Origin of the sequence: Rhizobium sp. BK538 (assembly GCF_014197575.1) — a bacterium.
Classification (GTDB): Bacteria; Pseudomonadota; Alphaproteobacteria; order Rhizobiales; family Rhizobiaceae; genus Rhizobium.
The window spans coordinates 42337-67662 of sequence record NZ_JACIFT010000015.1 but is presented as its reverse complement, the minus strand read 5'-3'; the positions used below and the strand labels follow the sequence as shown (position 1 = coordinate 67662).

At 59.8% G+C, this 25326-nt stretch carries 17 protein-coding genes and 1 pseudogene; 12 read left to right on the top strand and 6 right to left on the bottom strand.

All coding sequences use genetic code 11. The features are described from left to right. Positions 1–44 precede the first annotated feature (44 nt). The 3 genes from FHX09_RS19500 to FHX09_RS19490 are packed head-to-tail and all read left to right on the top strand — an operon-like array spanning position 45 to position 3061. Positions 45–1235: a glycosyltransferase family 4 protein gene (locus tag FHX09_RS19500; protein WP_245505466.1), complete on the top strand. Its 1191-nt coding sequence runs from the start codon at positions 45–47 to the stop codon at positions 1233–1235. Beyond that, positions 1207–2133, top strand: a complete 927-nt coding sequence (locus FHX09_RS19495) for a glycosyltransferase (protein ID WP_132590280.1) — start codon at positions 1207–1209, stop codon at positions 2131–2133. Before FHX09_RS19500 ends, FHX09_RS19495 begins: the two co-directional genes overlap by 29 nt. 55 nt (positions 2134–2188) lie before the next feature. Next, complete coding sequence (locus FHX09_RS19490; RefSeq protein WP_132590282.1) at positions 2189–3061, top strand: hypothetical protein; 873 nt, start codon at positions 2189–2191, stop codon at positions 3059–3061. Between the two features lie 21 nt (positions 3062–3082). Here FHX09_RS19490 and FHX09_RS19485 read toward each other — a convergent pair whose 3' ends face one another. After that, on the bottom strand, positions 3083–6712 hold the full coding sequence (locus FHX09_RS19485) for a hydantoinase B/oxoprolinase family protein (RefSeq protein ID WP_184450523.1): 3630 nt from the start codon (positions 6710–6712) through the stop codon (positions 3083–3085). A 232-nt stretch (positions 6713–6944) separates the two neighbouring features. Here FHX09_RS19485 and FHX09_RS19480 point away from each other — a divergent pair, with 232 nt between their 5' ends. The 5 genes from FHX09_RS19480 to FHX09_RS19460 all read left to right on the top strand — a co-directional run bounded on the left by FHX09_RS19480 (position 6945) and on the right by FHX09_RS19460 (position 10025). Further along, positions 6945–7349, top strand: a complete 405-nt coding sequence (locus FHX09_RS19480; RefSeq protein ID WP_007799885.1) for a hypothetical protein — start codon at positions 6945–6947, stop codon at positions 7347–7349. 169 nt (positions 7350–7518) lie between these two features. Further along, positions 7519–8031, top strand: coding sequence for a copper chaperone PCu(A)C (locus FHX09_RS19475; protein ID WP_132590286.1), 513 nt, complete (start codon positions 7519–7521; stop codon positions 8029–8031). A gap of 49 nt (positions 8032–8080) precedes the next feature. Next, positions 8081–8449, top strand: a complete 369-nt coding sequence (gene copC, locus FHX09_RS19470; RefSeq protein ID WP_132590288.1) for a copper homeostasis periplasmic binding protein CopC — start codon at positions 8081–8083, stop codon at positions 8447–8449. Continuing rightward, positions 8446–9324, top strand: a complete 879-nt coding sequence (copD, locus tag FHX09_RS19465) for a copper homeostasis membrane protein CopD (RefSeq protein ID WP_184450522.1) — start codon at positions 8446–8448, stop codon at positions 9322–9324. Before copC ends, copD begins: the two co-directional genes overlap by 4 nt. Before the next feature lie 110 nt (positions 9325–9434). After that, the gene (locus FHX09_RS19460) at positions 9435–10025 is read left to right on the top strand and encodes a HupE/UreJ family protein (protein WP_132590292.1); all 591 of its coding nucleotides are present in this window, start codon (positions 9435–9437) and stop codon (positions 10023–10025) included. Between the two features lie 36 nt (positions 10026–10061). Here the strand turns inward: FHX09_RS19460 and FHX09_RS19455 are convergent, their stop codons facing one another. Next, positions 10062–10847, bottom strand: a complete 786-nt coding sequence (locus FHX09_RS19455) for an SDR family oxidoreductase (RefSeq protein WP_132590294.1) — start codon at positions 10845–10847, stop codon at positions 10062–10064. Then, entirely contained in the window at positions 10847–11542 is a 696-nt protein-coding gene (locus FHX09_RS19450; protein ID WP_184450521.1) for an FCD domain-containing protein, read from the bottom strand. Before FHX09_RS19450 ends, FHX09_RS19455 begins: the two co-directional genes overlap by 1 nt. 122 nt (positions 11543–11664) lie before the next feature. On the opposite strand from FHX09_RS19450, the gene uxuA reads away from it, so the two are divergent. Further along, entirely contained in the window at positions 11665–12852 is a 1188-nt protein-coding gene (uxuA, locus tag FHX09_RS19445; RefSeq protein ID WP_132590298.1) for a mannonate dehydratase, read from the top strand. Between the two features lie 7 nt (positions 12853–12859). Here uxuA and FHX09_RS19440 read toward each other — a convergent pair whose 3' ends face one another. Continuing rightward, complete coding sequence (locus FHX09_RS19440; protein WP_132590300.1) at positions 12860–13270, bottom strand: response regulator; 411 nt, start codon at positions 13268–13270, stop codon at positions 12860–12862. A gap of 537 nt (positions 13271–13807) precedes the next feature. Between FHX09_RS19440 and FHX09_RS19435 the strand changes: the two genes are divergently transcribed. From FHX09_RS19435 to FHX09_RS19425, 3 genes are all read left to right on the top strand, one after another. Then, positions 13808–19285, top strand: a complete 5478-nt coding sequence (locus tag FHX09_RS19435; protein WP_184450520.1) for an alpha-2-macroglobulin family protein — start codon at positions 13808–13810, stop codon at positions 19283–19285. Beyond that, positions 19282–21363: a penicillin-binding protein 1C gene (pbpC, locus tag FHX09_RS19430; RefSeq protein ID WP_132590304.1), complete on the top strand. Its 2082-nt coding sequence runs from the start codon at positions 19282–19284 to the stop codon at positions 21361–21363. Before FHX09_RS19435 ends, pbpC begins: the two co-directional genes overlap by 4 nt. Before the next feature lie 198 nt (positions 21364–21561). Continuing rightward, positions 21562–21954 carry a hypothetical protein gene (locus FHX09_RS19425; RefSeq protein WP_132590306.1) on the top strand — a complete coding sequence of 131 codons (393 nt, stop codon included), beginning with the start codon at positions 21562–21564 and terminating at the stop codon, positions 21952–21954. Positions 21955–22286: 332 nt separating this feature from the next. Here the strand turns inward: FHX09_RS19425 and FHX09_RS19420 are convergent. Both FHX09_RS19420 and FHX09_RS19415 read right to left on the bottom strand, forming a co-directional pair. Next, positions 22287–22992, bottom strand: a pseudogene (locus FHX09_RS19420) (IS6 family transposase). Positions 22993–23308: 316 nt separating this feature from the next. After that, positions 23309–25297: a primary-amine oxidase gene (locus FHX09_RS19415; protein ID WP_132590308.1), complete on the bottom strand. Its 1989-nt coding sequence runs from the start codon at positions 25295–25297 to the stop codon at positions 23309–23311. Between the last annotated feature and the right edge of the window lie 29 nt (positions 25298–25326).

Below are 25326 nucleotides of genomic sequence, written 5' to 3'. Positions count from 1 at the left end.
CCGCCATTTCTAGGAACAACCACATTCTAATCTTGGTCGAGAACTTGCCGGTCCCCTTCGATCGCCGAGTCTGGCAGGAAGCACAGGCGCTCGTTGAAGCCGGGTTCGACGTTTCCGTCATCTGCCCGCAAGGGAAGGGACACAACAAGAGCTACGAAGTGTTGAACGGCGTGCACATCTACCGGCATCCACTTCGCGAGGCGAAGTCCGCCGCCGGCTACCTTCGGGAATATTGGATGGCTCTCTTCCATCAGATGCGTCTGTCTTTTCGCGTCCGGCGCCGACAGTCGATCGATGCCATTCAGGCCTGCAACCCTCCCGACCTGATGTTTCTCGTCGCGCTCGTACACAAACTTCTATTTGGCACGCGCTTTGTGTTCGACCATCACGATCTCAGCCCCGAACTCTACGTGACGAAGTTCGGGCGGAAGGACATCCTTTATCGCCTCCTGTGTTTCTTCGAGAAGCAGACCTTCAAAATGGCAGATGCCAGCATCGCCACGAACGAAACCTTCAGGGATATCGCAATCTCGCGTGGCGGCATGGCGCCTGATCGCGTGATTGTCGTCAAGAGCTATCCCGAAGCGTCGCGCTTCCGCCGCACCATTGCCGACCCGTCGCTGGTCATACCCGGCAAACATCTGATCGGCTATATTGGCATCATGGGTGAGCAGGACGGGGTGGAATCGCTCGTTCGCGCCCTGGCAGAGATCGTCCATGTCCGCAAGCGCAACGATGTTCACGGGCTGATCATCGGCGACGGCCCTGAACTGCCGCGCCTGCGGGCGATGGCCACCGAGTTGGGCCTCAATCACGTGCTACGTTTCAGCGGTTATCTGACCGGTCAACCTCTGATGGCGCACCTTTCGGCGCTGGATGTGGGCGTCATTCCCGACCCCCCGAATGACTTCAATGACAAGCTTTCGATGAACAAGGTCTTTGAATACATGATGCTCGGTTTGCCGATCGTTCAATTCGACCTCAGACAAGCCACGCGCGACGCCGGAAACGCGGCTGTGGTGGTGCGAGAGCATACGCCGATGGCCTTGGCTGAGGGCATTCTCTCCCTCGTCGACGACCCGCGACGCTGCAGCGAGATGGCTTCCGTGGGCCGGGCCGTGGCCGAACGCGAGTTCAGATGGACGACGGAATCACGTCGCTACCTAGGGGCTTACCGAAGCCTGCTTCGCAGGAGCCTGGATATCAATGATCAGCGTCATTATCCCGCATCTTGACCAACCGGAACTGCTGGGCACCTGCCTGGCGTCTCTCGCAGCCCAGACCGGCGTCCGGCAACCCTACGAGATCCTTGTCGTCGACAACGGCTCGAAGCAACTGCCCACTGGGGTTTGCGCAGCTTATCCCGGAACAGTTCTGCTGTCGGAGACGGTGCCGGGCCCGGGGCCGGCGCGCAACCGTGGCGTATCGAAAGCGACGGGCGACATCCTCGCATTTATCGATGCGGACTGTCGGGCAAGCAGCGTTTGGCTCAGTGAAATCGAGCGCCAGTTTGCTGACTCGAGTGTGACCATTATCGGGGGCGATGTGCGCATCGGCTTTGAAGATCCCGCATGCCCGACGCTTCTGGAAGCTTATGAGAGTGTCTATGCCTATCGAATGAAGGAATACATCGCCAAACAGGGCTTCACCGGCACCGGAAACCTGGCAGCGCGAGCGAATGTTTTTGCCGCGGTGGGCAAATTTGGCGGCATCGACATTGCTGAAGACCGCGACTGGGGCCAGCGGGCCTTGGGTCGCGGATATCAGACGCGGTACTGCCCCGACATGATCGTCTTTCACCCTGCCCGCAAAACGTTTGCAGAGTTGGCACGCAAGTGGCAGCGACACACGGCTCACGATTTTGCGCGTGTTCGCGCGCGACGCGCCTGGTGGCCGCGATGGATGCTTCGCACGGCAGCCGTCGCTCTGTCGCCGGCTGCCGAGTGGTTCCGCATCGGCCGCTCGGACCGCTTGCATGGAATAAGAGCGCGGCTCCTGGCCTTCACCGGTCTGACCCTCATTCGCTGCTACAGGGCAGCGATCATGCTGTCGCTTGCGTTTGGTGCCAGCGCGACACGCATGAGCGCCCAATGGAACCCGGCATCCATGCCGGCCCTGCCCCGCGATAGCTAGGCGACCAGAAGGCCTGCATGCCGCACGACGCCGATCTCTTGAAACAGGAGCTCCAATGCCTATCGACAACCGCAACACGCATGCTGCGCTTTCACTCATTCTTGCTGCCGCGGTTGGTGCGTGGGGAACGCAGGCGGCAGGAGGGATCGACCTGGCGGCGTTTCCAGGCCCGGACAATACCGGGATCCCATCCGGAATTACCTTGACGCCCTACGATGGCCCTTGCGAGATCACGCAGCCCAACACCATCATCGATGCGAAGACGGTCAGCTGTCCGCTGGTGATCCGGACAACCGGCGTCGTTATCTCGCGAAGCAAGACCTCGCGCATCGATGTTGACGGACGGGGCGTATCATTGACGATCGAGGACAGTGAGGTCGACGGCGGGAAATGGCAGGGGCCGGCCATCGGATTCTCCAATGTCACGGTGCGACGCTCGGAGGTCAGGGGCGGACAGACAAGCATTCAGTGCACGCCGGAGTGCCTTGTTGAGGACTCTTGGTTGCACGGCCAGTATATGCAACCAGGGAAACCCCAACACCTCGGCGGCTTTCTGTCAAATGGCGGGCATGACGTAACCTTGCGGCATAACACGATCGTGTGCGACGTACCGGACAATGATATGGGTGGCGGTTGCTCGGGAAGCGCACAGATCTACGCCGATTTTTCCGCACTGACCAGGTTCCGCTTCGAACGCAATTTCTTCCGCGCAACTCCAGGCGGCTTTTGCACGTCATTCGGGTTGAATCCTGGGAAACCGTTCGGGGACAACCCGACCTACGTTGTCGTTGCCGACAATGTTTGGGAACGAGGACCAAATGGCAACTGCGCCGGCTATGGACCGACCACGTCCTTTCATGCGGGGGGCGAAGGGAATGTATGGCGCGGCAATGTCTGGGACGACGGAACCCCGCTGCAGGCGCGCTAGCCGCTCCCAGCGGGACTACGGTCAGCCTCCGAAGCCGCCGGCTGTCGGCGTTGTGACGATGATCGCCTCACCCGCTTCCAATACCGTCTGATCGCTTGCCTTCAGCACCTCCACGCTACCATCCAGCCGTCGCACGCTCGTTGCCCCCACACGGCCGTTGCCGCCCCCGTTTATTCCCCGAGGCGGGTGGTCGCGGTGGGAGGACAGAATGGCGCTTTCCATCCGCTCCAAAAACCGAATGGTTCGCTCGGTTCCGTCGCCTGCGTTCCATTTGCCGCTTCCGCCCGAGCCCGGTATGATGTGGAAGTCCTCCAACAGGACCGGGAATCGAAGTTCCAGCACCTCGGGGTCGGTAAGCCGCGAATTTGTCATGTGGGTATGAACGCCAGCCGTCCCGGCAAAGCCGCGCCCGTCGTTCATCTGTCCCGCAGGCGAGCCCGAGCAAATCGTTTCGTAGTACTGGTACTTGGCATTTCCGAAGGTCAGATTATTCATCGTACCCTGCGAATTGGCCATCGCTCCCATGGCGCCGAAGAGCGCGTTGGTTACATGCTGCGATGTCTCAACATTTCCCGCGACAACCGCTGCAGGATAGGCAGGCCTTAGCATACAACCGTCCGGGATGATGATGTTTATCGGTCTCAGGCAGCCGGCGTTCATCGGGATGTTCGCTTCAACCATCACGCGGAATGCATAAAGAACCGCAGCACGGGTGACCGGTTCGGGCGCATTGAAGTTGTTCATCTCCACCTGGGACGTGCCGGTAAAATCGACGGTGGCCTCGCGTTTCTCGCGATCAACTGTGATCTTGACCTTGATGACTTGCCCCGTGTCGGTCGGGTAATGGTATTGGGCCGTGTCCGGCAAGCGATCGATGACACGACGCACACTTTCGGCCGCGTTGTCCTGGACATGCCCCATATAGGCTTCGACCACCGATAGGCCAAAATGGGCAACCATTTTGCGCAACTCCGCCACGCCCTTTTCGTTCGAGGCAATCTGAGCCTTTAAGTCGGCGATGTTCTGGTGCGGATTGCGCGCCGGATAACGATGATTTGTGAGGAGCTCGAACAGTTCGGCTTCGCGAAAACGGCCGCCTTCGACCAGTTGGAAATTATCGAAAAGGACACCTTCCTCTTCAACGGTCGTCGCAAGCGGTGTCATCGAGCCCGGTGCGGTTCCTCCTATGTCGGCGTGATGTCCGCGCGAGGCGACATAAAACAGGATCTCGGTTCCCGCGTCGTCAAAGACAGGCGTGACGACTGTTATATCGGGGAGATGGGTGCCACCGTTGTAAGGGGCGTTGAGCGCGAACACATCACCCGGGTGGATGTTCCCTGTGTTCAACTTGATGATCGTTTCGACTGACCGGTCCATGGAGCCGAGATGAACCGGCATATGCGGTGCATTGGCCACCAGCGCGCCGGTTCGATCGAAGACGGCGCAAGAAAAATCCAACCGTTCTTTGATATTGACGGAATAGGCGGTGTTTTGCAGCGTGACGCCCATCTGTTCGGCGATCGACATGAAGAGATTGTTGAATATCTCCAGCATAATCGGATCGGCCTCAGTCCCCAGCGCGGCTGCGGTCTTCTTCTTTTCAATACGGCGCAGCAACACGTGGTTTCTTGAGGTGATTTCTGCCTGCCATCCAGGCTCAACGACAATTGTCTGATTGGCTTCGATGACAAGTGCTGGGCCGAGCGCTTGGCAACCCGGGGAGAGATCCTTACGCTTGAAAACGCTGGCATCACACCAGACGCCCTCGAAGAATACGCGACGGCTTTCAGGAGCATGAGCGACCCTTGCCGCCGTCTCGTGACTTGCCTCCTGATAGCGGTCCGCGGTTTGATCGGTTCCCTCGACGCCCACGGATTCAACGACAATTGGTTTCCCGTCGTAGATGAAGCCAAACTGCGCCTTATGCGCCCGCTCAAAGTCGGCCCTGGCATCTGATATCGAGCCAAGGCTGAAGTCGACCGGCAGCGCGGTATCCGTACCGTCATAGCGCAAGTCCAGGACGGGCCTGAATTCCATTGAAGACGGGGAAATGCCTTGTGCCTCCAATTCTTCGCGAACGTCCACGCTCAAGGCTTCGATCAAATGACCGAGCTCCGGGAGCACCTCTGCGGATAAGGGTTTGATGAACGCCTGCTGTCGCGATGCGAAGATCGATGACAAGCCCATGCCGTAAGCTGAGAGCAGGCCTGAGAACGGGTGGATGAGCACCGTGGACATGCCGAGAGCATCGGCGACAAGGCAGGCATGCTGGCCGCCGGCACCGCCGAAGCAGTTCAGCAGGTAGCCGGTCACGTCGTAACCACGCTGCACCGAAATCTTCTTGATGGCGTTGGCCATATTTTCAACTGCGATCTTGATGAAGCCTTCCGCAACACTCGCCGCGCTATGCCCGGTGGCTGCTTGCACCGATAGGTCCTCGAATCTTTGGCGCACGGCGTCAATGTCCAGCGGCTCGTTCTGGCCGGGCCCGAAGATTGCGGGAAACAGGTCTGGCTGCAGCTTGCCAAGCATGACGTTGGCGTCGGTTACCGCCAGCCGACCGCCGCGACGATAGCAGGCCGGGCCCGGGTTGGCACCGGCCGAATCGGGGCCAACCCGAAAACGACCAGCTTCAAAATGAAGGATGGAGCCGCCGCCGGCGGCGACCGTGTGAATGCGCATCATCGGCGCCCTTACACGAACCCCTGCAACTTCGGTCTCGAAGGCACGTTCATACTCGCCGGCATAGTGGGCGACATCGGTTGAGGTTCCCCCCATGTCGAACCCGATGACCTTGTCGAAACCGGCAAGCTTTGCAGTCTCCACCATTCCGACCACGCCCCCGGCCGGTCCGGAGAGGAGTGCGTCCTTACCCCGGAACATATCTGCAGCAGTCAGGCCACCCGATGACATCATGAAACTGAGACGCGGCGAGGCATTCCCGGCGCGTGCCACGCCCAAATCGCCAGCCACCTCCTGGACGTAACGCGACAGGATCGGTGAAAGGTAAGCGTCCACGACAGTCGTATCGCCGCGGCCGACCAGCTTGAGCAGCGGAGAGACTTCGTGGCTCACTGAAATCTGCTTGAAGCCCGCCGCCCGGCACAGCTGTGCGACCACTGTTTCATGCTTGGGAAACTTGTAGGCGTGCATGAACACGATGGCGACGGCATCGAAACCATCGGCCCTCGCTGTTGCGATCGCCGCCTCGACACTGGAGGTCTCAAGCGGCACCTCGATCGAACCGTCCACGCGCACACGCTCGTCGACTTCGACGACGCGCTCATAAAGTTGTTCTGGTAGAATGATTTCCTTGGCGAAAATATCGGGGCGCGCCTGGTAGGCGATGCGGAGCGCGTCACGGAATCCCTTCGTGATCAGCAATAGCACCCTGTCGCCCTTGCGTTCCAGTAGCGCATTTGTGGCAACCGTCGTTCCCATGCGAATGTCGCCAATGCGATCGGCCGGAATGGGATCCTCTTCCTTGAGGCCCAGGAGCCCTCGGATTCCGTGAACCGCTGCGTCCCGATAGGCTTCCGGGTTTTCGGAAAGAAGCTTTCGCGGATGCAAACTGCCATCGGGTGCGCGGCCCACAATGTCGGTGAACGTGCCTCCACGATCAATCCAGAAGTCCCACACCCCGTTAGACATATCCTCACTCCGTACCGAAGACTAGCTATCGGTGTTAGTGCCGCGCCTGCTCGAGCAAAACAATCCATAAAATTGACCTGATCATTCAGCGTATCGAAGTCGGCATGATCCGGAGCGGTGATGCTAACGCTCGCTTTCTCGACAAGCCCCTGCAGTGAGCCTCTTTCAAATTGCTGCAATCGGACTTATTGGTGTCATCCGCACAGACAGTCCCGTCGTCGGGAGGCGGCAGTTGAAACCGAAGCAATCGATATTCATGCAGTGGATGGTGCGCATATCTTGCGCCATCGCACTTCTGTTTGTCGGATTCGCTCACCAGGCCCCGGCCTTCGTCAAAGACAGCTTCGTTCCCGCAGAGTTCGCCGAGTACGTTCTGCCGGACGGCACATTGCCTGTCATCTGCACTGACGGCAGCAAGCATGCCGTCGATCAACATGGAAACGCGCATAGCCATGGATGTGAGGCATGCCGTATTGCTGCCTCGACTCTCCTGCCGTTGCCCAATTTAGCTGACGTCGTAAGTCTTCGGATCAACACCAGCATCACCCTACCGGTGATGCGTGAAGCAAGGAACGAGGAACCGTTTCCGCCCAACAAAGGCCCGAGAGCGCCGCCCCAGATTCCGGTTTTTGGGTAGTCCTGAGCCGCGGTCGACACCGTGACATCAGTACAGTGTCGGTCGTCATTCGCCGGTGCGCCGGTCGAGCACTCGTGGATCCCATCGTCTCATTTCATTCACACAGGCACGTCAACGAGGCCGGCATGATCCGCTGACCCACGTGACGGCCAAACCGAGAATAGCCATCATGAAAAAGCTTACAACCTTCATCGCCGGCCTCCTGTTTACCGGTCTAATTACTGCCGTTGCCGCGGCCAATGACATCAAGGTCGGCGACATCGACATCGCCCACCCGCATGCGCGCGCCATGGTGCCGGGCGCCAAGGTCGGTGGCGGCTACCTGAAGCTGACCAACACCGGTTCGACTGACGACAAGCTGGTCAGCATCACGTCTGATCGGGCCGCGACAACCGAAGTCCATCAGATGAGCGTCAACAACGGTGTAATGACCATGCGCTCCGTTGCGGGTGGGCTCGTCATTCCGGCCGGCCAGACCGTCGAGCTGAAACCCGGCGGCTTCCATGTCATGTTCATGGACGTGGAAAAGCCCTTCAAAGAGGGCGAGATGATCAAGGCAACCTTAACATTTGAGAAGGCGGGCTCCGTTGACGTTGAATTTGATGTTGGAAGCGCTGCGGGAGCCGGTGGCAAAGACCACCACTCCGACATGGGCGGCATGGATATGTCCAAACCGCAATAGGCTTACTACCCCCTAGCGAAACCGTCGTCTGAATTTAGGAAGTAAGAACATGTCGACACTTTCCCGCCTTGTCGCATTGTCCGCCGTTGCAATCCTCGGCATTGCCGGGCAAGCCCTCGCGCATGCACACCTGACAAAAACTGTTCCTGCCGACAATGCAACGGTCGCTGCCTCCCCTGCCGAACTCGACCTTCACTTCTCAGAAGAGCTCAACATCAAGTTCTCCGGTGTGAAAATCACCGGCCCAGACAAGGCTGTAGTGAAAATCGGCGACGCTATGTTGATGGATGAAGGCAAGACGCTGATGGTCCCTCTTGCGCAAACGCTGAGCCCGGGCGCTTACGCGGTGGAATTCCACGTCCTGTCGACGGATGGGCATAAGACCAATGGTACTTACCGCTTCACGGTCAAGCCGTGACGCCAGACGCTGCGCTCATCCTGTGCCGCTTCCTGTTTGATGGCGCCGCCGTATTTCTATGGGGCGCGTCAGCTTACATCTGCTGGATCATGCCTGCAGACTTGGCAGCACAGGTGGGCCGACGGCTCCGGCATTGGTATGCGCTTGCAACCTTCTTGATCATCGGCACGACCGCGTCGCATCTCCCGCTGCAAGCGGCAACGATCGGAGACGGCTGGGCCGATGCGCTTGCGCCGCAGATGCTGAGCTCCATCCTTTCGGGAACCAGTGTCGGGCAGGCCTGGATTGCCCAGGCTGGTGCCGTCATTCTGCTGGTCGCCTCTTGCCTAGCACCAGTCCGGTTCAGATACCGCGTCCGCGCGCTCAGCGCCGGGCTGTTGCTCATCAGCCTCACGATCAGCGGTCATGCCGCGATGAATAGCGACTGGTTACGCACGATGCATCGCCTCAACGATGGCCTTCATCTCCTGTCAGGTGGCGCCTGGCTCGGGGCGCTAATACCTGTCGTCGTTATCTTGCCGATGCTCCACGACGCGCGACGGCAGCAGGATGCACGGACGGCACTGATGCGGTTTTCGACCGCGGGCCATGTTGCGGTCGCTCTCGTCATCATGACCGGCATGATCAATACGATCCTGATCGTCGGATCTGCTCCGCTGGATTGGCAGCTCGACTATCAGTTCCTGCTCAGCATCAAGATCCTGATCGTGTTCGTCTTGGTCGCGCTTGCGGTAACCAATCGCTACCTTCTTGTCCCGAGGCTCTCTCGCAACCCATCACTGCAGCCGCTCAAGTGGGCGACTGGCGCCGAAATAGCCTTGGGCTTCGCCGTGCTTGGCCTTGTCTCCGTGTTTGGCACATTGCAGCCAACTTGAGGGGTTCGGCGTCGACCTACGTCAAATGACGGTGTCGCTCATTTTTTCGCTTTATCCCCCTGATCCCGCGTGCCATTTTCGGCGCGACATGCACAAAGTAGGGGCCACTTATGTTTTCAAAGATTTCCAGATTTAGCGCCGCGATCGCGGCTTGCGTCCTTGCTCCATCACTCGCCTTCGCGCACACCGGTCTTGGACAAACGGTTGGTTTCGCTCACGGTTTCACCCACCCCGTCTTAGGGGTCGATCACGTCCTCGCGATGGTTCTTGTCGGCGTTCTCGCCTGGCAGCTCGGCGGCCGTGCGCTCTGGCTCGTTCCGACAACCTTCGTCTCGGTGATGGCCGTCGGCGGCGCACTCGGCATGCTGGGAATTTCGCTCCCCTTTGTCGAAGCCGGAATCGCGTTCTCCGTCATCATCCTTGGAGCCGTCGTCGCGCTTGGTATCCGCGCTCCCGTCGCCATCGCCGCAGGGGTCGTCGGCCTCTTTGCGATCTTTCACGGATACGCACACGGCTCGGAAATGCCGGCGGCGGCCGGCGCCATCGCCTATGCGGTGGGCTTCATGCTGGCGACGGCAGCGCTGCACATTGCCGGCATTGCCCTCGGTTATCTGGTCGGCAAGCAGGGCGCAATTGTCATGCGCTCGGCTGGCGGCATTGCTGCAGCGGCCGGCGTCGGCCTGCTCACGGGCCTGATTTAGCAGTCGACTGCCCGGCCGAAGGGCCGGGCACCGCCCTCAGCGCACGCCGATACCAGCCGTCAGCCCCCCATCGATGCGGTGATCCGATCCGGTAATGAACGCAGCCTTGTCCGACGCGAGGAAGGCCGCAAGTGCGGCCACCTCTTCGGGCTCACCAATGCGGCCAAGTGGGTGGGCTTCGCCGAAACGTCGAAACACGGCATCGACGTCAGCTCCCTCTCCTTCGAATGTGCGCGCGGCGAGTTCCAGGATCGGCGTACGCACCGAACCGGGGCTGATCGACACGACGCGAATATTGTCTGCCGCAAAGTCGATCGCCATCGCCCGCGTCAATGCGTGGATCGCCCCCTTCGATGCGACGTAGGCCGAGACGCCGGACTGGCATGCAAAGCCTTGTACGCTCGAGATATTGATGATCGCGCCGCCGCCGCGCTTGCGCATTTCCGATATGCCATATTCCGCCGTCAGATGGATCGAGCCGACGTTCACCGCCATGCAGCGCATGAACGTCTCAAAGGGCGTGTCCGTGGCATTGCCGTAAGGATGCACCGCCGCCGAATTGACGATGATATCGACGCCCCCAAACGCGGCGACCGCTTCGGCAACGGCGTCGGCCACATTGGTGGGGATGGAAACATCCGCATGGATGACACGAAGGGCCAGACCCGCTGCGGCACCGATCTCCGCAAGCTCGTTGTTCGCCTTTTCATCGATGCCAAGGGACGCGACCGCCGCGCCCTCGCGCGCCAGATGCAATGCGATCGCGCGTCCGATGCCGGTGGTCCCTGTGACGATTGCGATCTTGCCGGTGAATTCTCCCATCAGCCTCCCCCACTCTTCTCGGTAGAAATGAATTCAAGACCGGCGCTGAGATGTCGATCCATATGGTAGACAAAGCCAATCCGGTCGCGATCACTAAGGGCCTGAAGAATGTCGCAGTGCTCGGCCACGACCGCCTGCAATGTCGGTCGTTGCGATTTGCCCGCAAGCATCAATCGCTGAATGACCGGCTTCAACATGCCATAGGTTTCCGACAATGTACGATTGCCGGCCGCGTCCACCAGCAGGCGGTGAAACTGGAAGTCAAGCTCGGAGGCACGCTCGGCGTTTTGCGCCGTCAGGATGGCTGCATTGACCGCTTCCATCTCGGCAAGAGCCTGGCCGGTCAGGCGTTCAGCAAGCAGATCAAACAGGTTCATTTCTGTGAGCCGCCGATATCCCTGTATGTCGCGGAAGGCGTCGACTGAAATCTCCATGGCGAAGGAGAAAAGATCGCGCATCGCGTTCTGATGCTGGTCTGTCAGGACGGCGCCGACCTTTTGCCTGGATTCGGCGACACCATAGGCCTTCAAGGTGCGGAAGGCTTCGCGCACCGTATTGCGACTGGAATCGAACATCGTGGCCAGCTCGACTTCGCTCGGCAAGACGTCGCCCACACCGAGCCCCCGTTCGCGGATCAGAACGCGGATTTGCCGGACGACATCATCCACAGCCGAAGCGCGATTGCTTGAGTCCACAGGCAGCACCTCCATTTTTATAAAGCCTAATATGTTGGCCTTATTTTGGCAACGCTCGCTTTCAGCTTGCGTTGGTCCCGAAAAATGCGCTTAATTGTCCAACATTTTAGGGAGGTGTTGCAATGTTGGAGAGTTGGCGCTGGTTTGGACCACAGGATCCGGTCACATTGTCCCATGCTCGTCAGGCCGGCGCGCGCGGCATTGTAACCGCCCTCCACCACATCTATGACGGCCGGGTCTGGAGCTCCGACGACGTCGCCGAACGCATGGCGCTCGTAAAAAATGCCGGTATGGTCTGGTCGGTCTGCGAGTCCATCCCTGTCAATTCGGCTATCAAACTGCGAAACGAAAACTGGCGCCGTTATGTCGACGCGTGGAAGCAGAGCCTTGCCAATCTCGGCAAAGGCGGCGTGCCGGTGGTCTGCTACAATTTCATGCCCGTCGTGGACTGGACGCGCACAAACCTTCTCTACCCGACCCCCGTCGGCGGCTTGGCGCTTCGCTTCGACATGATCGACTTTATTGCCTACGACGTCTTTGTTTTGAAGCGTGCTGCAGCCGAGGAAAGCTACAAGACCACGCTCGTCGAGGCGGCGCGTGAGCGACTGGCAGGCATGAGCGAGGAGACTGTGGAAACCCTCGAAAGGAATATTATCGCGGGTCTACCCGGCGGCGAGGACAGCCACACGCGCGAAACCATTCGCACGCATATTGCAGCGTTCGACGATCTCTCGGACGCCGATATGCGCAGCAATCTGGTCGAGTTTCTGAAAGAGGTCGTGCCGGTGGCGGCCGAAAACAACGTGCGCCTGGCAATTCACCCGGACGATCCGCCGTTCTCGCTGTTTGGGCTGCCGCGCGTCGTATCAAAGTCCGAGGACATCGAGAGCATCCTCTCAGCAGTCAATCACACTGCCAACGGTATAACCCTTTGCGCCGGCTCCTACGGCTCACGCCACGGAAACGACGTCGCCGGTATGGCGAGCCGTTTTGCCGAGCGCATCCACTTCGCGCACCTGCGAAATGTTACGAAGGAACCGGATGGCTCCTTCATCGAATCCGAACACCTCGGTGGAGACGTCAACATGGTCTCGCTGATCTCGGTGCTGCGCCGGGAGGAGCGCCGCCGGGCCGCGGTCGGCAGAGCAGACAGCGTCATTCCGATGCGCCCCGACCATGGCCACCTTTTGATCGATGACCAGGCGAAGAAGGTCAATCCAGGCTATTCCTGCATCGGCCGGCTCAAAGGATTGGCGGAGCTCAGGGGCGTGATTGCCGCGGTGGATCAGTTGGACGTTCAGGCTGCGTGAGTGCGCACTACCGTTCTGCCACGGCACGCGCCTCGAGCGCATGCCTTAGCGAGCGTTGCACGATCGCGGGTGTTGTAGGCTTGCTGACGATGCTCAGCGCCCCCTGAACTCGTCCGGCGACCGCTTCCGGGTTGCCGGTCATGAAAACCACCGTCACGCCGAATTCCTCGACGAGACGCCTGCCGATTTCGGGGCCTGTCGCCCCGTCTGCCAGGTTGACATCGACAAACGCGATATCTGCCATCGGCGCCAGCCTCAGCGCTTGCTCCTTGTCGGTTGCAAGACCGATCACGTCGAGCCCCATGTCCTTGACAGTCGATTCAAGGTCAATGGCGATGAGGAACTCATCCTCAACAATCAAGACGCTTTGACTGGCAACCCGGTTTGTCCGTGGTTTGCTTTCGACATCGCTGTCCATGTATCGTCCCTTGTTCTACTCTTTTGACCGCGCTGGGTATGCCCAACTGCAGGTTGGCGAAGAGGTAACGGCGCTTGGGCCGATATGTTCCGGGTTGGAGCGAAATAGTTCATAGTCAAATCACTGTTAACATTGACAAATCGTTAACAGCAAGCCGCAGCGCACGTAAGATCCTATGGATTTTGCCGGGATATCAACCGTTTGTCTCAAGGGTGAAAGCGGGTTCGCTTCGGAAATTGCGCGGAAATACCAATTTCAGGTTTCGGTTTTCGGCAAGTCGTTAACAACAATGCGGGGACAGGTCGAAAAGAAACTTCGGAGAAGGAAGACGGCCATGTCGAAGTCTCCCGATTTCTTGACGCAACGATGGTGCACGGCCTCCCACCAAGCAAATCAAAAGCCGGTACCTAACGCCCAGATAAGCGCGCTACGGCAGCGCTTCGCGCATTTTTGAAACAGCGCTTTGGCCGAGTTGACAACCGGTTGTGGAGTGCGGAGAGTGCACCCCGGACCAGCGCCAGCACCTTGGGGGGACCTATGTCTGTACGCGCGTTTTTCACCATTGCCGCCGTTGCTCTCGCATCGATCACCGCAAGCCTTCCCGCGTTCGCGGCAGACACGAGACGCGAGATCCAGACGATCCAGGACGCCGATTACTTCGGCTTCGATCTGCGGACCGAACAGAACCTTACGCTCGACCAGTGCAAGGCGTCATGCATCGGTGACAAGTCCTGCAAAGCCTTCACCTACAATCCGAAGGTGAAGTGGTGCTTCCTGAAGTCCGATTTCAAGACGATGAACGCCTTCCCGGGCGCCATCGCCGGCAAGATCGTCGAGACCACCGCCGCAAAGCAGGAGCCGGATATCGGCCCCGCCCCCCGCCTCAGCTTCCTGTCCGGCGATGTCATCCAACAGGCGCGCAACGACAAGGCCAACCTTGAAGTGGCCGACGATCAACAGGGCCAGAGCGCCGACAGCCTGATCGCCAACGGCCGCCTCGACCTGACGGCAGGCAATGTCATCGACGCTGTAAAGTCCTTCCGCAGTGCGCTCGCTCTTTCCCCCGACAACGCCGATCTCTGGTTGGAAATGGCACGCGCCGCCGACAGCTTCGCCAAGACCGACGACAACAACGGCAGCGAAATCTACGGACAGGCCGTACTGGCAGCAGTGAACGGCTATGAGTTGACGCGGACAACCTCGCGCCGTGCCGAGGCGCTTTCGGTGCTCGCTGCCGCGCTCGACAAGAACACCAATTATCGCGCCGCCCTCAACGCCTACAAGGCGAGCTTGGCACTGGTGAACTCAAGGGAGATCCAGGCCGCGTTCCTGCAGTTGAAATCGACTGAAGGCTTCCGCATTACCGAACATACAGTCGATGCAGACAGTGCCAATCCGCGCGCCTGCGCGACATTCTCCGAAACCCTGGTCAAGACCCTGGACTACACGCCCTTCGTGACATTGAACGGGGCTGCCCCCAAAGCGCTCGAAACCAAGGACAAGCAGGTTTGCGTCGAGGGGCTGACCCACGGCGAAAATTATAAGATCACCTTCCGCACCGGCCTGCCCTCTTCGGTCGACGAGGTCCTCGAGGCCCCCGTCAGCCTCGATATCTACGTCAAGGATCGCACCGCCAGCGTGCGCTTCACTGGTGACAGCTTCGTCCTGCCGTCGACGGCGCGACGCGGGATCCCGATCGTTTCCGTCAACATGACGTCGGCCAATCTCAAGCTCTACCGCGTCGGTGATCGTGGCATCGCACCGCTGTTGACGAGTTCGCAGTTCCTGACCCAGCTCGACGGCTATAGTGCACAGCGGATCGAAGACGAGAGCGGCGAACTGGTCTGGCAAGGCTCGATCGATGTTGCCAACGATCTCAACAAGGACGCCGTCACAAGCTTCCCGGTGGATGAGGCACTGCCCGAGCGCAAGCCCGGTGTCTATGTGTTGACGGCAACCGCACCGAACGCCCCGGACCAGGACTGGAATGCGCAGGCGACGCAATGGTTCGTCGTTTCCGATATCGGCATCACGACGTATGCGGGGACGGATGGCCTCAACGTGTTCACCCGCTCACTCGCCTCGGCAAAGCCGATCGCTGGCGTTGAGCTGCAGCTCCTGGCGAAAAACAATGAAGTGCTCGCAACCGCGACGACGGATGAGAATGGTCGGGCGTCTTTCACGGCTGGTCTGATGCGTGCAACGGCCGCCCTGACGCCTGCTGTTATCACCGCCAGGAAAGGTGACGCCGACTACGTCTTCCTCGATATGACGCGCGCGGGCTTTGATCTCTCCGATCGCGGCGTCACTGGCCGTGCTTCGCCCGGCGCCATCGATATCCTGAGCTGGACAGAGCGCGGCATCTATCGCGCCGGCGAGACTGTGCATGCTGCAGCGCTTGCCCGCGACACCGATGGGAATGCCATCGAGAACCTGCCGCTGACCTTCATCTTCCTGCGCCCCGATGGCGTCGAGGAGCGCCGGATCGTCAGCCAGACCAGCAATGTCGGCGGCTATGCCATCAACGTGCCCGTTCAGGAAAACGCCATGCGTGGCACCTGGACGATAAACATTCACACTGACCCGAAGGGCTCGCCGATCGCGACGAAAACCTTCCTTGTCGATGACTTCGTGCCCGATCGCACGGACATGGAGATCAAGACCGAGGCGAAGGTCATCGGTCCGGAAACGCCCGCGACAATCAGCATCAGCGGTAAGTATCTCTATGGCGCACCGGCTGCGGGGCTCTCGCTCGAAGGCGATGTCGTGATCAAGCCGACCCGCCAGGCAGACGCCTTCCCCGGCTACTTCTTCGGCCTCGCCGACGAGGAGGCCAGTGAAGACACACGCCAGACAATCGAAGGCCTCCCCGAGCTTGACGAGAATGGCGAGGGTATTACCGAGCTGACTGTCGGCGACCTACCGGCAACGACGCAGCTTCTCAATGCCACCGTCTATATCCGGATGCAGGAAGCCGGCGGTCGCGCCATCGAGCGTTCGCTCGTTCTTCCCGTCAAGAACCAGGGCCCGACGATCGGCATCAAGCCGGAATTCTCGGGTGACCTCGGCGAAAATTCGATCGCCAACTTCACCGTCATCGGCGTTGGCGCCGACAGCGAGAAGCAGGCGATGAGCGGCCTGCGCTGGAAGCTTTACAAGCTGAACCGCGACTACCAATGGTATCGCGACGGAACGGCCTGGAAATATGAGCCGATCTACACCGCCGAGCAGGTTGCAAACGGCAATGTCGATGCGTCTCTCGACGGAGCAAAGATATCCTCTCCCGTTGCTTGGGGGCGCTACCGGCTCGAAGTCGAAAGCACTGAGACCGACGGCCCTGCTTCAAGTGTGGAGTTCGATGCAGGATGGTTCGTCCAGGCAACATCGACGGAGACGCCTGATGGGCTCGAGATCGCGCTGGACAAGGACAGCTACAAGATCGGCGAGACGGCAAAGCTGAAGGTCTCGTCGCGCTATGCGGGCGAATTGATGATCGCAGCCGGCACGGAAAATCTCGTCGCCGTCCAGAACGCGTCAATTGGCGAGAATGGTGGCGAGGTCGATATTCCGGTCACCTCAAATTGGGGTGCCGGCGCTTACGTTACCGCCACATTGTTCCGCCCCGGCGACGCCCAGGACAGCCACATGCCGATGCGCGCCATTGGCGTGAAATGGCTGAAGGTCGACCCGGCAGAGCGTGCGTTGCTGGTTGCGATCGCCGCACCGGAAAAGATGCTGCCGCGCGCTCCGCTGCCGATCACCCTTGCCGTTGCCGGTGCGGGCGCCAACGAGGACGCCTATGTGACCGTTGCTGCCGTGGACGTTGGGATTCTCAATCTGACGCGATACGAGCCGCCGAACCCCGAAGACTGGTATTTCGGCCAACGCCAGCTCGGTCTCGAGATCCGCGACCTCTACGGACGGCTGATTGACGGCTCGCTTGGCGCCACCGGTAAGCTCAGGACGGGTGGTGACGGAGGTGCCGTAGCACTTCAGGGGAGCCCGCCGACGCAAAAGCTGGTTGCCTTCTTCTCCGGCCCCGTGAAACTTGATGCCGAGGGCAAGGCGAATGTCAGCTTCGACATTCCGCAGTTTAACGGCACAGCTCGCGTGATGGCAGTTGCCTGGTCCAAGGCCGGCGTTGGCCATGCGACGAAGGATGTCATCATTCGCGATCCGGTCGTCGTAACGGCTAGCCTGCCGCGCTTCCTCGCACCCGGAGATAGGTCCGAGCTTCGCCTCGATATTGCCAATACCGACGCGCCAGCAGGCGACTTTAAACTGACCGTTGCCGGCAGCGACGCGGTGGGCGTTGACGAGGCTTTGCAGACGATCCATCTCGAGGCCGGTGCGAAGTCAGCCCTGACACTCGCCGTCACTGGCAAGCAGCCGGGCAATGGCAGCATTTCGATCAATCTCTCTGATGCAGCGGACCTGTCGCTGGATCAGACCGTGGACGTCACCGTGCGACCAGCTGTTCTGCCGATGACCGAACGCCGCGTGCTGGCGCTCAATCCATCCACCAAGCTGACAGTCGACAAGGCGTTGTTGGCAGACAGCGTGCTACCAGGCGCCTCCGTCAGCGTCAGCGTCACGCGTTCGGCCGCCTTCGACATTCCCGCTCTGCTGATGTCGCTCGACCGCTACCCATTCGGCTGCGCCGAGCAGACGACGAGCCGTGCCCTGCCGCTGCTTTATCTGAGCGAACTTGCCAAGCAGACCGGCCTTGAAGATGACGCCGATGTCAAGAAACGCGTTCAGGACGCAATTTACCGGGTCCTTTCGTATCAAGCCTCGGCCGGAAGCTTCGGCCTCTGGGGGCCTGATAGCGGCGATCTCTGGCTCGATTCCTATGTCACCGATTTCCTGACGCGCGCGCGCGAACAGAAATATGACGTACCGGATCGCGCTTTTGTGCAGGCGCTGGAGAACCTTCAGAACGCGCTGAGCTATGACGTCAATGTCAAGGATCAGGGCGACCAGATCGCCTATGCACTCTATGTTCTCGCCCGCAACAAGAAAGCCGCAATCAGCGATCTTCGCTACTATGCCGATACGATGATCAACGATTTCCCCACGCCACTTGCCAAGGCTCATATCGCCGCGTCGCTGGCGCTTTATGGCGATGCAACCCGCTCGAAGAACATCTTCGTCGACGCTTTGCAGATGTCGGAACAGTCGATGGTTACGCGCGTCAATTTTTCGCGAACGGACTATGGCTCGATCCTGCGGGATGGCGCTGCAATCCTTGCTCTGGCGGCCGAAAGCCGGCCCGTCCCGCCCGTGGTGCCGGAACTCGCGAAGGCTGTCGCCAAGGAATGGAACCGCAGTAAATATACGAGCACCCAGGAACAGGCCTGGATGCTGCTTGCCGCGCGTGCCATCCAGGGCGGCGACGATTCGATCAAGATCGACGTCAACGGCGCGCTGCACAACGGCGCCTATATGGCGAAGATGACCGGCGACGCCTTGATGGGCAACGCACTCACGCTCACCAACCAGACCGGCGAGCCCGTCTCGGCTGTCGTCACGACGGTGGCCGCTCCCGTCGCGCCGCTGCCTGCAGGCGGCGATGGCTTTGCCATCGAGCGCACCTACTACACGATGGATGGTGAGCAGGCGAATGTCACCGAGGCGAAGCAGAACGAACGCTATGTTGTCGTCCTGCACATCACGGAAGGCAACAACTGGCCGTCACGCATCGTCGTCACGGATCTGCTGCCGGCCGGCTTCCAGATCGACAATCCAAGCCTTGTTGACAGCGCCCAACTGACGAATTTCGACTGGATCGGCGAGGTGACCGCCGCCCATACGGAATTCCGCAACGACCGTTTCGTGGCCGCGTTCAACCGCTCTGCGGACGACAATCGCGAAATCAACGTCGCCTATGTCGTACGCGCAGTCACGCCCGGCACCTATGATCATCCGGCAGCCGTCGTCGAGGACATGTATCGGCCGCAGCTTTCTGCGCGTACGGCGACCGGCAAGATGGAGGTCACCGCAGCGCCGAAATGAGAGCGAAGAAGAAGCTCGCGATCGGAAGCGTCGCCGGCATCCTCCTTGCCGGCGTCGGGCTGGTCTTGATCGATGCCGCCGACCGGGCCTATCCCCCGCCACTCGACAGGGCAGACACGGTCTCTGCGGAAGTGCTCGACGCGGATGGTCAATTGCTGCGCGCCTTCGCAACCCCCGAAGGTCTCTGGCGTCTGAAGACCACGTCGGCCGATGTCGATCCGCAATTCCTCAAGATGCTTGTCGCCTACGAAGACCGGCGGTTCTACACCCATGCCGGTGTCGATGTGCAGGCAATCGGACGCGCCGCGGTACAACTCGTCACCAATGGCCGCATCGTCTCCGGCGCATCGACCCTATCGATGCAGGTCGCCCGGCTCATCGAGCCACGCCAGGGCCGCTCGCTGTCTGCGAAGCTTCTCCAGATGGCCCGCGCCATCCAGATTGAGAGACGCCTGTCCAAGGAGCAGATCCTCGATCTCTATCTGACGCATGCGCCCTATGGCGGCAATCTCGAGGGCGTACGGGCGGCAAGCCTTGCCTATTTCGGGAAAGAACCACGGCGGTTGACGGTCGCCGAAGCCGCCCTCCTTGTGGCGCTGCCGCAGTTGCCGGAAAAGCGTCGCCCGGACCGTAACTTGGCGGCCGCCGAGGCGGCGCGCAAACGTGTCCTGGAACGTGTCGCCGTCGCCGAGGCTGTCGGTGCGGGAGAAGCCGAGCGTGCAGAAATCGTGCCGGTGCCGTCTCAACGCCTGCAGCTTCCGGCGCTCGCACCGCATGTGGCCGAAGCAGCACGCCGCAAGGATCCGAAGACACTCCAATACCAGACCACCCTGAAGAAGCAGGTGCAGGCAGGATTGGAAGCCGTTGCGAGCGCCTCCGCCCTGAAACTCGGCCCGAAGCTGTCGATCGCCATGGTTATGGCCGATGCACAGACGGGCGACATTGTCGGCGAGGTTGGCTCGGCCGACTACTTCGACGCCAGCCGTTCGGGCTGGATCGACATGACACGCGCCAGCCGCTCACCGGGTTCCACGCTGAAACCGTTCATCTATGGCCTCGCGTTCGAAGAAGGTCTCGTAAGCCAGGAAACAATCATCGAGGACCGACCGGCTGATTTTTTTGGCTACCGCCCGCGAAATTTCGACATGAGCTATCAGGGCGATGTCACGGTGCGCGAAGCGCTGCAATTGTCCCTCAATGTCCCGGCGGTAAAGCTGCTCGACGCCGTCAATCCGGCAAAGCTGCTCATCCGTTTTCGCCATGCCGAGGTGCGTCCGCTATTGCCCCCGAACGAAACACCCGGCCTGGCAATCGGTCTCGGTGGCCTCGGCGTCACGCTGAAGGATCTGGTCCAGCTCTACACCGCGCTCGCCAACCGCGGCCAGCCTGTGCGCATCGGCGATGGCGTCAACGACCGGCCTGGCAAGATAAATGGCGAGGGCATGCTTGATCCGGTGGCCGTCTGGAATGTCGCCGATATCCTCTCGGGCGTCCTTCCGCCGGCCGGCGCGCCAAAACGGGGGATCGCCTACAAGACGGGGACCAGCTACGGCTATCGCGATGCCTGGTCCGTCGGTTATGACGGACGCTACGTGCTCGGGGTCTGGGTCGGCCGCCCCGACAATGGCGCCGTGCCGGGATTAACGGGCTACGGCACTGCGGCCCCCATCCTCTTTGAAGGCTTTGCAAAATCAGGGATCGCGACGACGCCCCTCCCCCGTCCGCCATTGGGAGCAATGCGGATCGCCCAGGTCGAGCTGCCGATCAGCCAACGTCGCTTCGCCATCAATCCAAGTGGCCTGTTGGCAACTTCCGGCCGCGAACCGGCGCCGCAGATCGTCTATCCGCCCGAGGGTGCGCATGTCGAGCTTGGGGCAAAGAGCGGCGATCTCTCGCCCCTGACGCTGAAACTGCAGGGCGGACGAGCCCCCTTCCGCTGGCTCGCCAACGGCAAGCCTTTGCCCGATATCTCCCGCCGTCGCACCAATCAGTGGATGCCAGATGGCGGCGGCTACTCAAAGCTCACCGTGATTGACGCAATGGGCAGGGCAGCAAGCGTCGGCGTCTTTGTCGATTGACCGACAAACTCGACCGTCGGGGTTAGGTGACTACATCCAAGGGTGTACGTGCCTTCAAAGATAAGTTGCGCCTATATTAGCTGAGCCTAAATCGGATGATTGCATTGGCTTTGATCACCGATCGTAGTCGGTTTTTCCTTGTTTGCGTTGTCTTCGTCCAACACTGCATCGTCCTGGTGCGGCTAAAAAGAGGTGAGCATGAGCAACAGCGAGGAGCCGCGGTGGGAGCTCGACGACGAGCTCAAGACCTTGTCGATCACCTTTCCGACAGATCCACCGGTCGCGTTCGTACTTGACGCAGATTCGCTATCAAGGCTCATCGACAGTGTCGGTCAAATCAGGGCAGAGATGCCCCCGCCGCACCAGGAGACTTGGAAAGGCGGCCAGATGGTCAATGCCGTGCTCGATCCTCGTTGGTATTCGGAACCCGACGCGTTGCTTGGAGAATCGCTTCTCCACATTCGTGACCCGCGCTTTGGGTGGCTGCACTATGCCCTGCCCCGAGAATCCGCCAGGGCTCTGGGAATCCTCTTGGTGCACCAGGCTGATGATGTGCCTGATGACGAACAAGAGCAGCCTCGCAAGAACTGATCTCTTCACCGAATGGTAGGCCCACTTACCGCTTTTGTCTGAAGTGTAATCAACGCCCGGTCGTGCTTTTATAATCTGGCAAGATGCGGAATTTGTTTCGAGTAGTATTTCAGTATCTGCCATTATCCTTGCAGTTGACTATGGCCTGCCCTCCGGCAGGCCATTTGTCTTTGTGCAGGCTTCTCCCGCCAAATTTGCCGAACTTTCCGCTTGACCTTCCAGTTGCTGGAAAGTTCATAAGGTTCTCCACTGCCTTGTCAGTCATTGGAGAATCGCATGGCGGCAGCGTGAACTTAATGCCGCGCAGTAAATATTTGTATTGGCGCCTTGGTTCAGGCGGTACGAATAGGCGCGATTTGACGCCACGCTGCCAGGGCGGTTGCTCGCAGTTCGCGATGGTGGGCGCAGGGAACTTCGCGGCGAGGAATTCGAAAGAGATTGGCGATCGGGTCGTGGATCGAAACGAAGCGCTGAACCTGCCGAGCTGACTTGAAGCGCTTCATGATCCTTTCCCTGCGTCGAACCGGCTGACGAGAGTTTTCCGCCCGATTGTTCAGCCCCTTGTGCGAGCGATGCTCGACGCCGGGCATGATCTGGCGCTTCGCTGCACCGTAGGATCGAAGCTTATCGGTGATCATCGCGCGGGGCGAACGGCCTTGCCCTTTCAGAAGCTTTCGGATCAAACGCTTTGCGGCCTTGGCATTGCGGCGGCTTTGCACCAGACGTCAAGGACGATGCCGTCCTCCTCGACGGCGCGCCAGAGCCAGTTCTTCTTGCCCGTGAGGGTGATGACGACCTCATCCAGGTGCCATTTGTCATCGAGCCTGTCGGCCGATCGCTTCCGAATATCATTGGCAAAGTGTCTGCCGAATTTCTCAGCAAAGAGCCTCGCGGACTGTTGACAGACGATGACGCCACGCGCTGCCAGCATATCCTCGACCATCTGCACTGAGCGGAATAGAGCCACACTGCATGGGCAATCACGTCCGCCGGAAACCGATGGCAACGATAGGGACGATCACGTGCAATTCTGGTCATAGAACCGGATCCCACATTGTCATCGCTTCTCTGTTAACGTTACAGCGCCGGCCTGGGAGGCTTGCGCCTGGCCGACCGCGCCCGTCCGTGCCCATCTTGCTGAAGACGATCCCTCCGCAGTTCGGGCAGCTGCAGGCAAGCTCATGCACAATCGTCTCGCTCGGAATGGCCCGAGCTCTTTTGCAAGGGCGAAGCTTCGGTTCATCGCCGAAGCAATTGAGTGGAATAGAAAACCTCTGACTACCGCCGCTTCCGCAGCGCGGTTCTTTGCATCTATTGAATTATAGACGAATTTCATCCAGTCAATTTGTGAACTTTACTCGTGGCAGCAGGAGCCGGTCCCGGTGTCTTTAGCAACAAGTTGTTCGCGATTATCGACGCTGCGCGCGTTCTGGTCGGCGGGTAGGTCCATCGCAATGTTGGCGGCGAAGAAACCGTTCGGCTTTAGCGCAAAGCCCGCATATTCCGTCGGCATGATCGGAAAATCCTCGGGCTTGCAGACATGCGTGTGACCAAAGGAATGCCAGAGAACGATGTCGGCGTTCTCGATCGGGCGGTTCTGTTGGATATAGGCCGGCAGACCGTCGCCGCCGGCATGCACGTTCGGGTAATCGCCGCTCGCATATTTCTCCTTCTCATCAAAAGCGGTCACCCAGATGTGTTTCTTGGCAAAGCCGCCGCGCTGAGCAACGGTTGACTCCGGCTGGGCGAGCATGATCGGCGACGGCATGATGACAATCTTGTAGCCGGGCGCCTTGCCGACGCTGTTTGTTAAATTCGGGTTCTGCACCTTCCAGTAACGGCCGGTTTCGCCATTGGCGAGGGCGGGTGAGTCGAGTTCCCGCTTCAGTACGCGCGTCTTGGTGTCGAAGACATTGCCGTAGGGATTATCGTCGCCCCAGGGACGGGCCACAAAATCATGTTCGGTGACGGTGTTGCCGCCGCCGTCGACATCCATGTGGAGGCGCGCGTTGAAAAAATGCTGGTGGGTCGGACCTCCGAGATTGTCATCGACCATGCCGCCCCATTGATAGGTCTCGCCTGGTGCCAAGGCTGCGGTCTGAATGATGCCTGTCAGCTTGGCCTCCAACTGGATCGTACCATCCTGATAGAGGTACCAGTAGAATCCGTAATCGTAATTCCCGACTGTAGCGAAGAACGAAATGACGAGCCGGCGCGAGCGGCGCACCTCGAAGATGCCGTTGCGGAATTCGTAATGCTTCCAAAGGATGCCGTAATCCTCCTCATGCATGCAGATTGCATTCTTCATCAGGAACGGCTGACCGAAATCGTCCGCTGCCGGCACATCGAAATAGTGGATATGCCCCAGGCAGTCACAGCCGAGCGCCAGGCAGTTAGCAAGGCGGCCGAGACCGTATTCACCGGCATCGAAGGCGCTCTTCCAGTAATGGTTGGCGGTCGGGTCGGCATAGGGCACCACCATTTCAGTGACGCTTGCACGAAAGATCACCGGCCGGTGCTTGCCCTGATCTTTGATGCCGAGCTCGTGCAGCACAAGACCCTCACGTGGTGTGAAGCCAATGCGGAAACTCCAGTTCTGCCACTCAACCCTCCAGCCATCTACAGTGAAGCTTGGGCCATCAGGCTGGACGATATGCAGAGGTTTTAGATCGGCCCGGACTTCGGGGAAGGTTTCGCGGCCGTAATTGTGCTTCGTCTTCGGGACCGGAATGATTTTCTCGTCATCGACGAGATCAACCACCTGATTGGAAACCAGATCGACGACAGCAACTACACCTTCGATCGGATGGGAGTAGCCGTTATCGCGAATGTCTTCGCGCCAGTAGGACACGGCACGGACAATGCGTTTGCCCTTTTCAAAATCACGGCCGAAATAGCCGGACGAGAAAGGGTCGATCTGGATGAGCGGAATATCCTCGTCCGTAATGCCGCGCTTCTTGACGGCGGCAATCCAGCGCGGATCCGACTTCACCGTGCCTTCGACGGTTTCGAATTCGCAGAGCATGACCGGCGGTTGGCCATAGGGCATTTCATCAACGGGCAGCCGTACATAGGACGCGAGCTTGCTCGAGGTGAGATTGACGATGCCCTCGAAGGTTCCGCCGTTGCTGATATCCAACGCCAGAAGGAAGGCCAGGCGGGGAAGCGGGTCGCCGGTGCGATGGGCGGCGAGATCCGCCTTGGTTGGTTCCTCAAGCCGGATGATTGGAAACCGGACTGTCTCGGCGAGGAACTTTTCCGCCTTCAGCACGGCCACCGCGGCGGCAATTTCGGCGAGGCTCAGCGGGTCGAGCGGATGGGTGACAGCGACAGCAGCGTCCATGTCTTTGCCTTTCGTGTTGATGGAGGAGA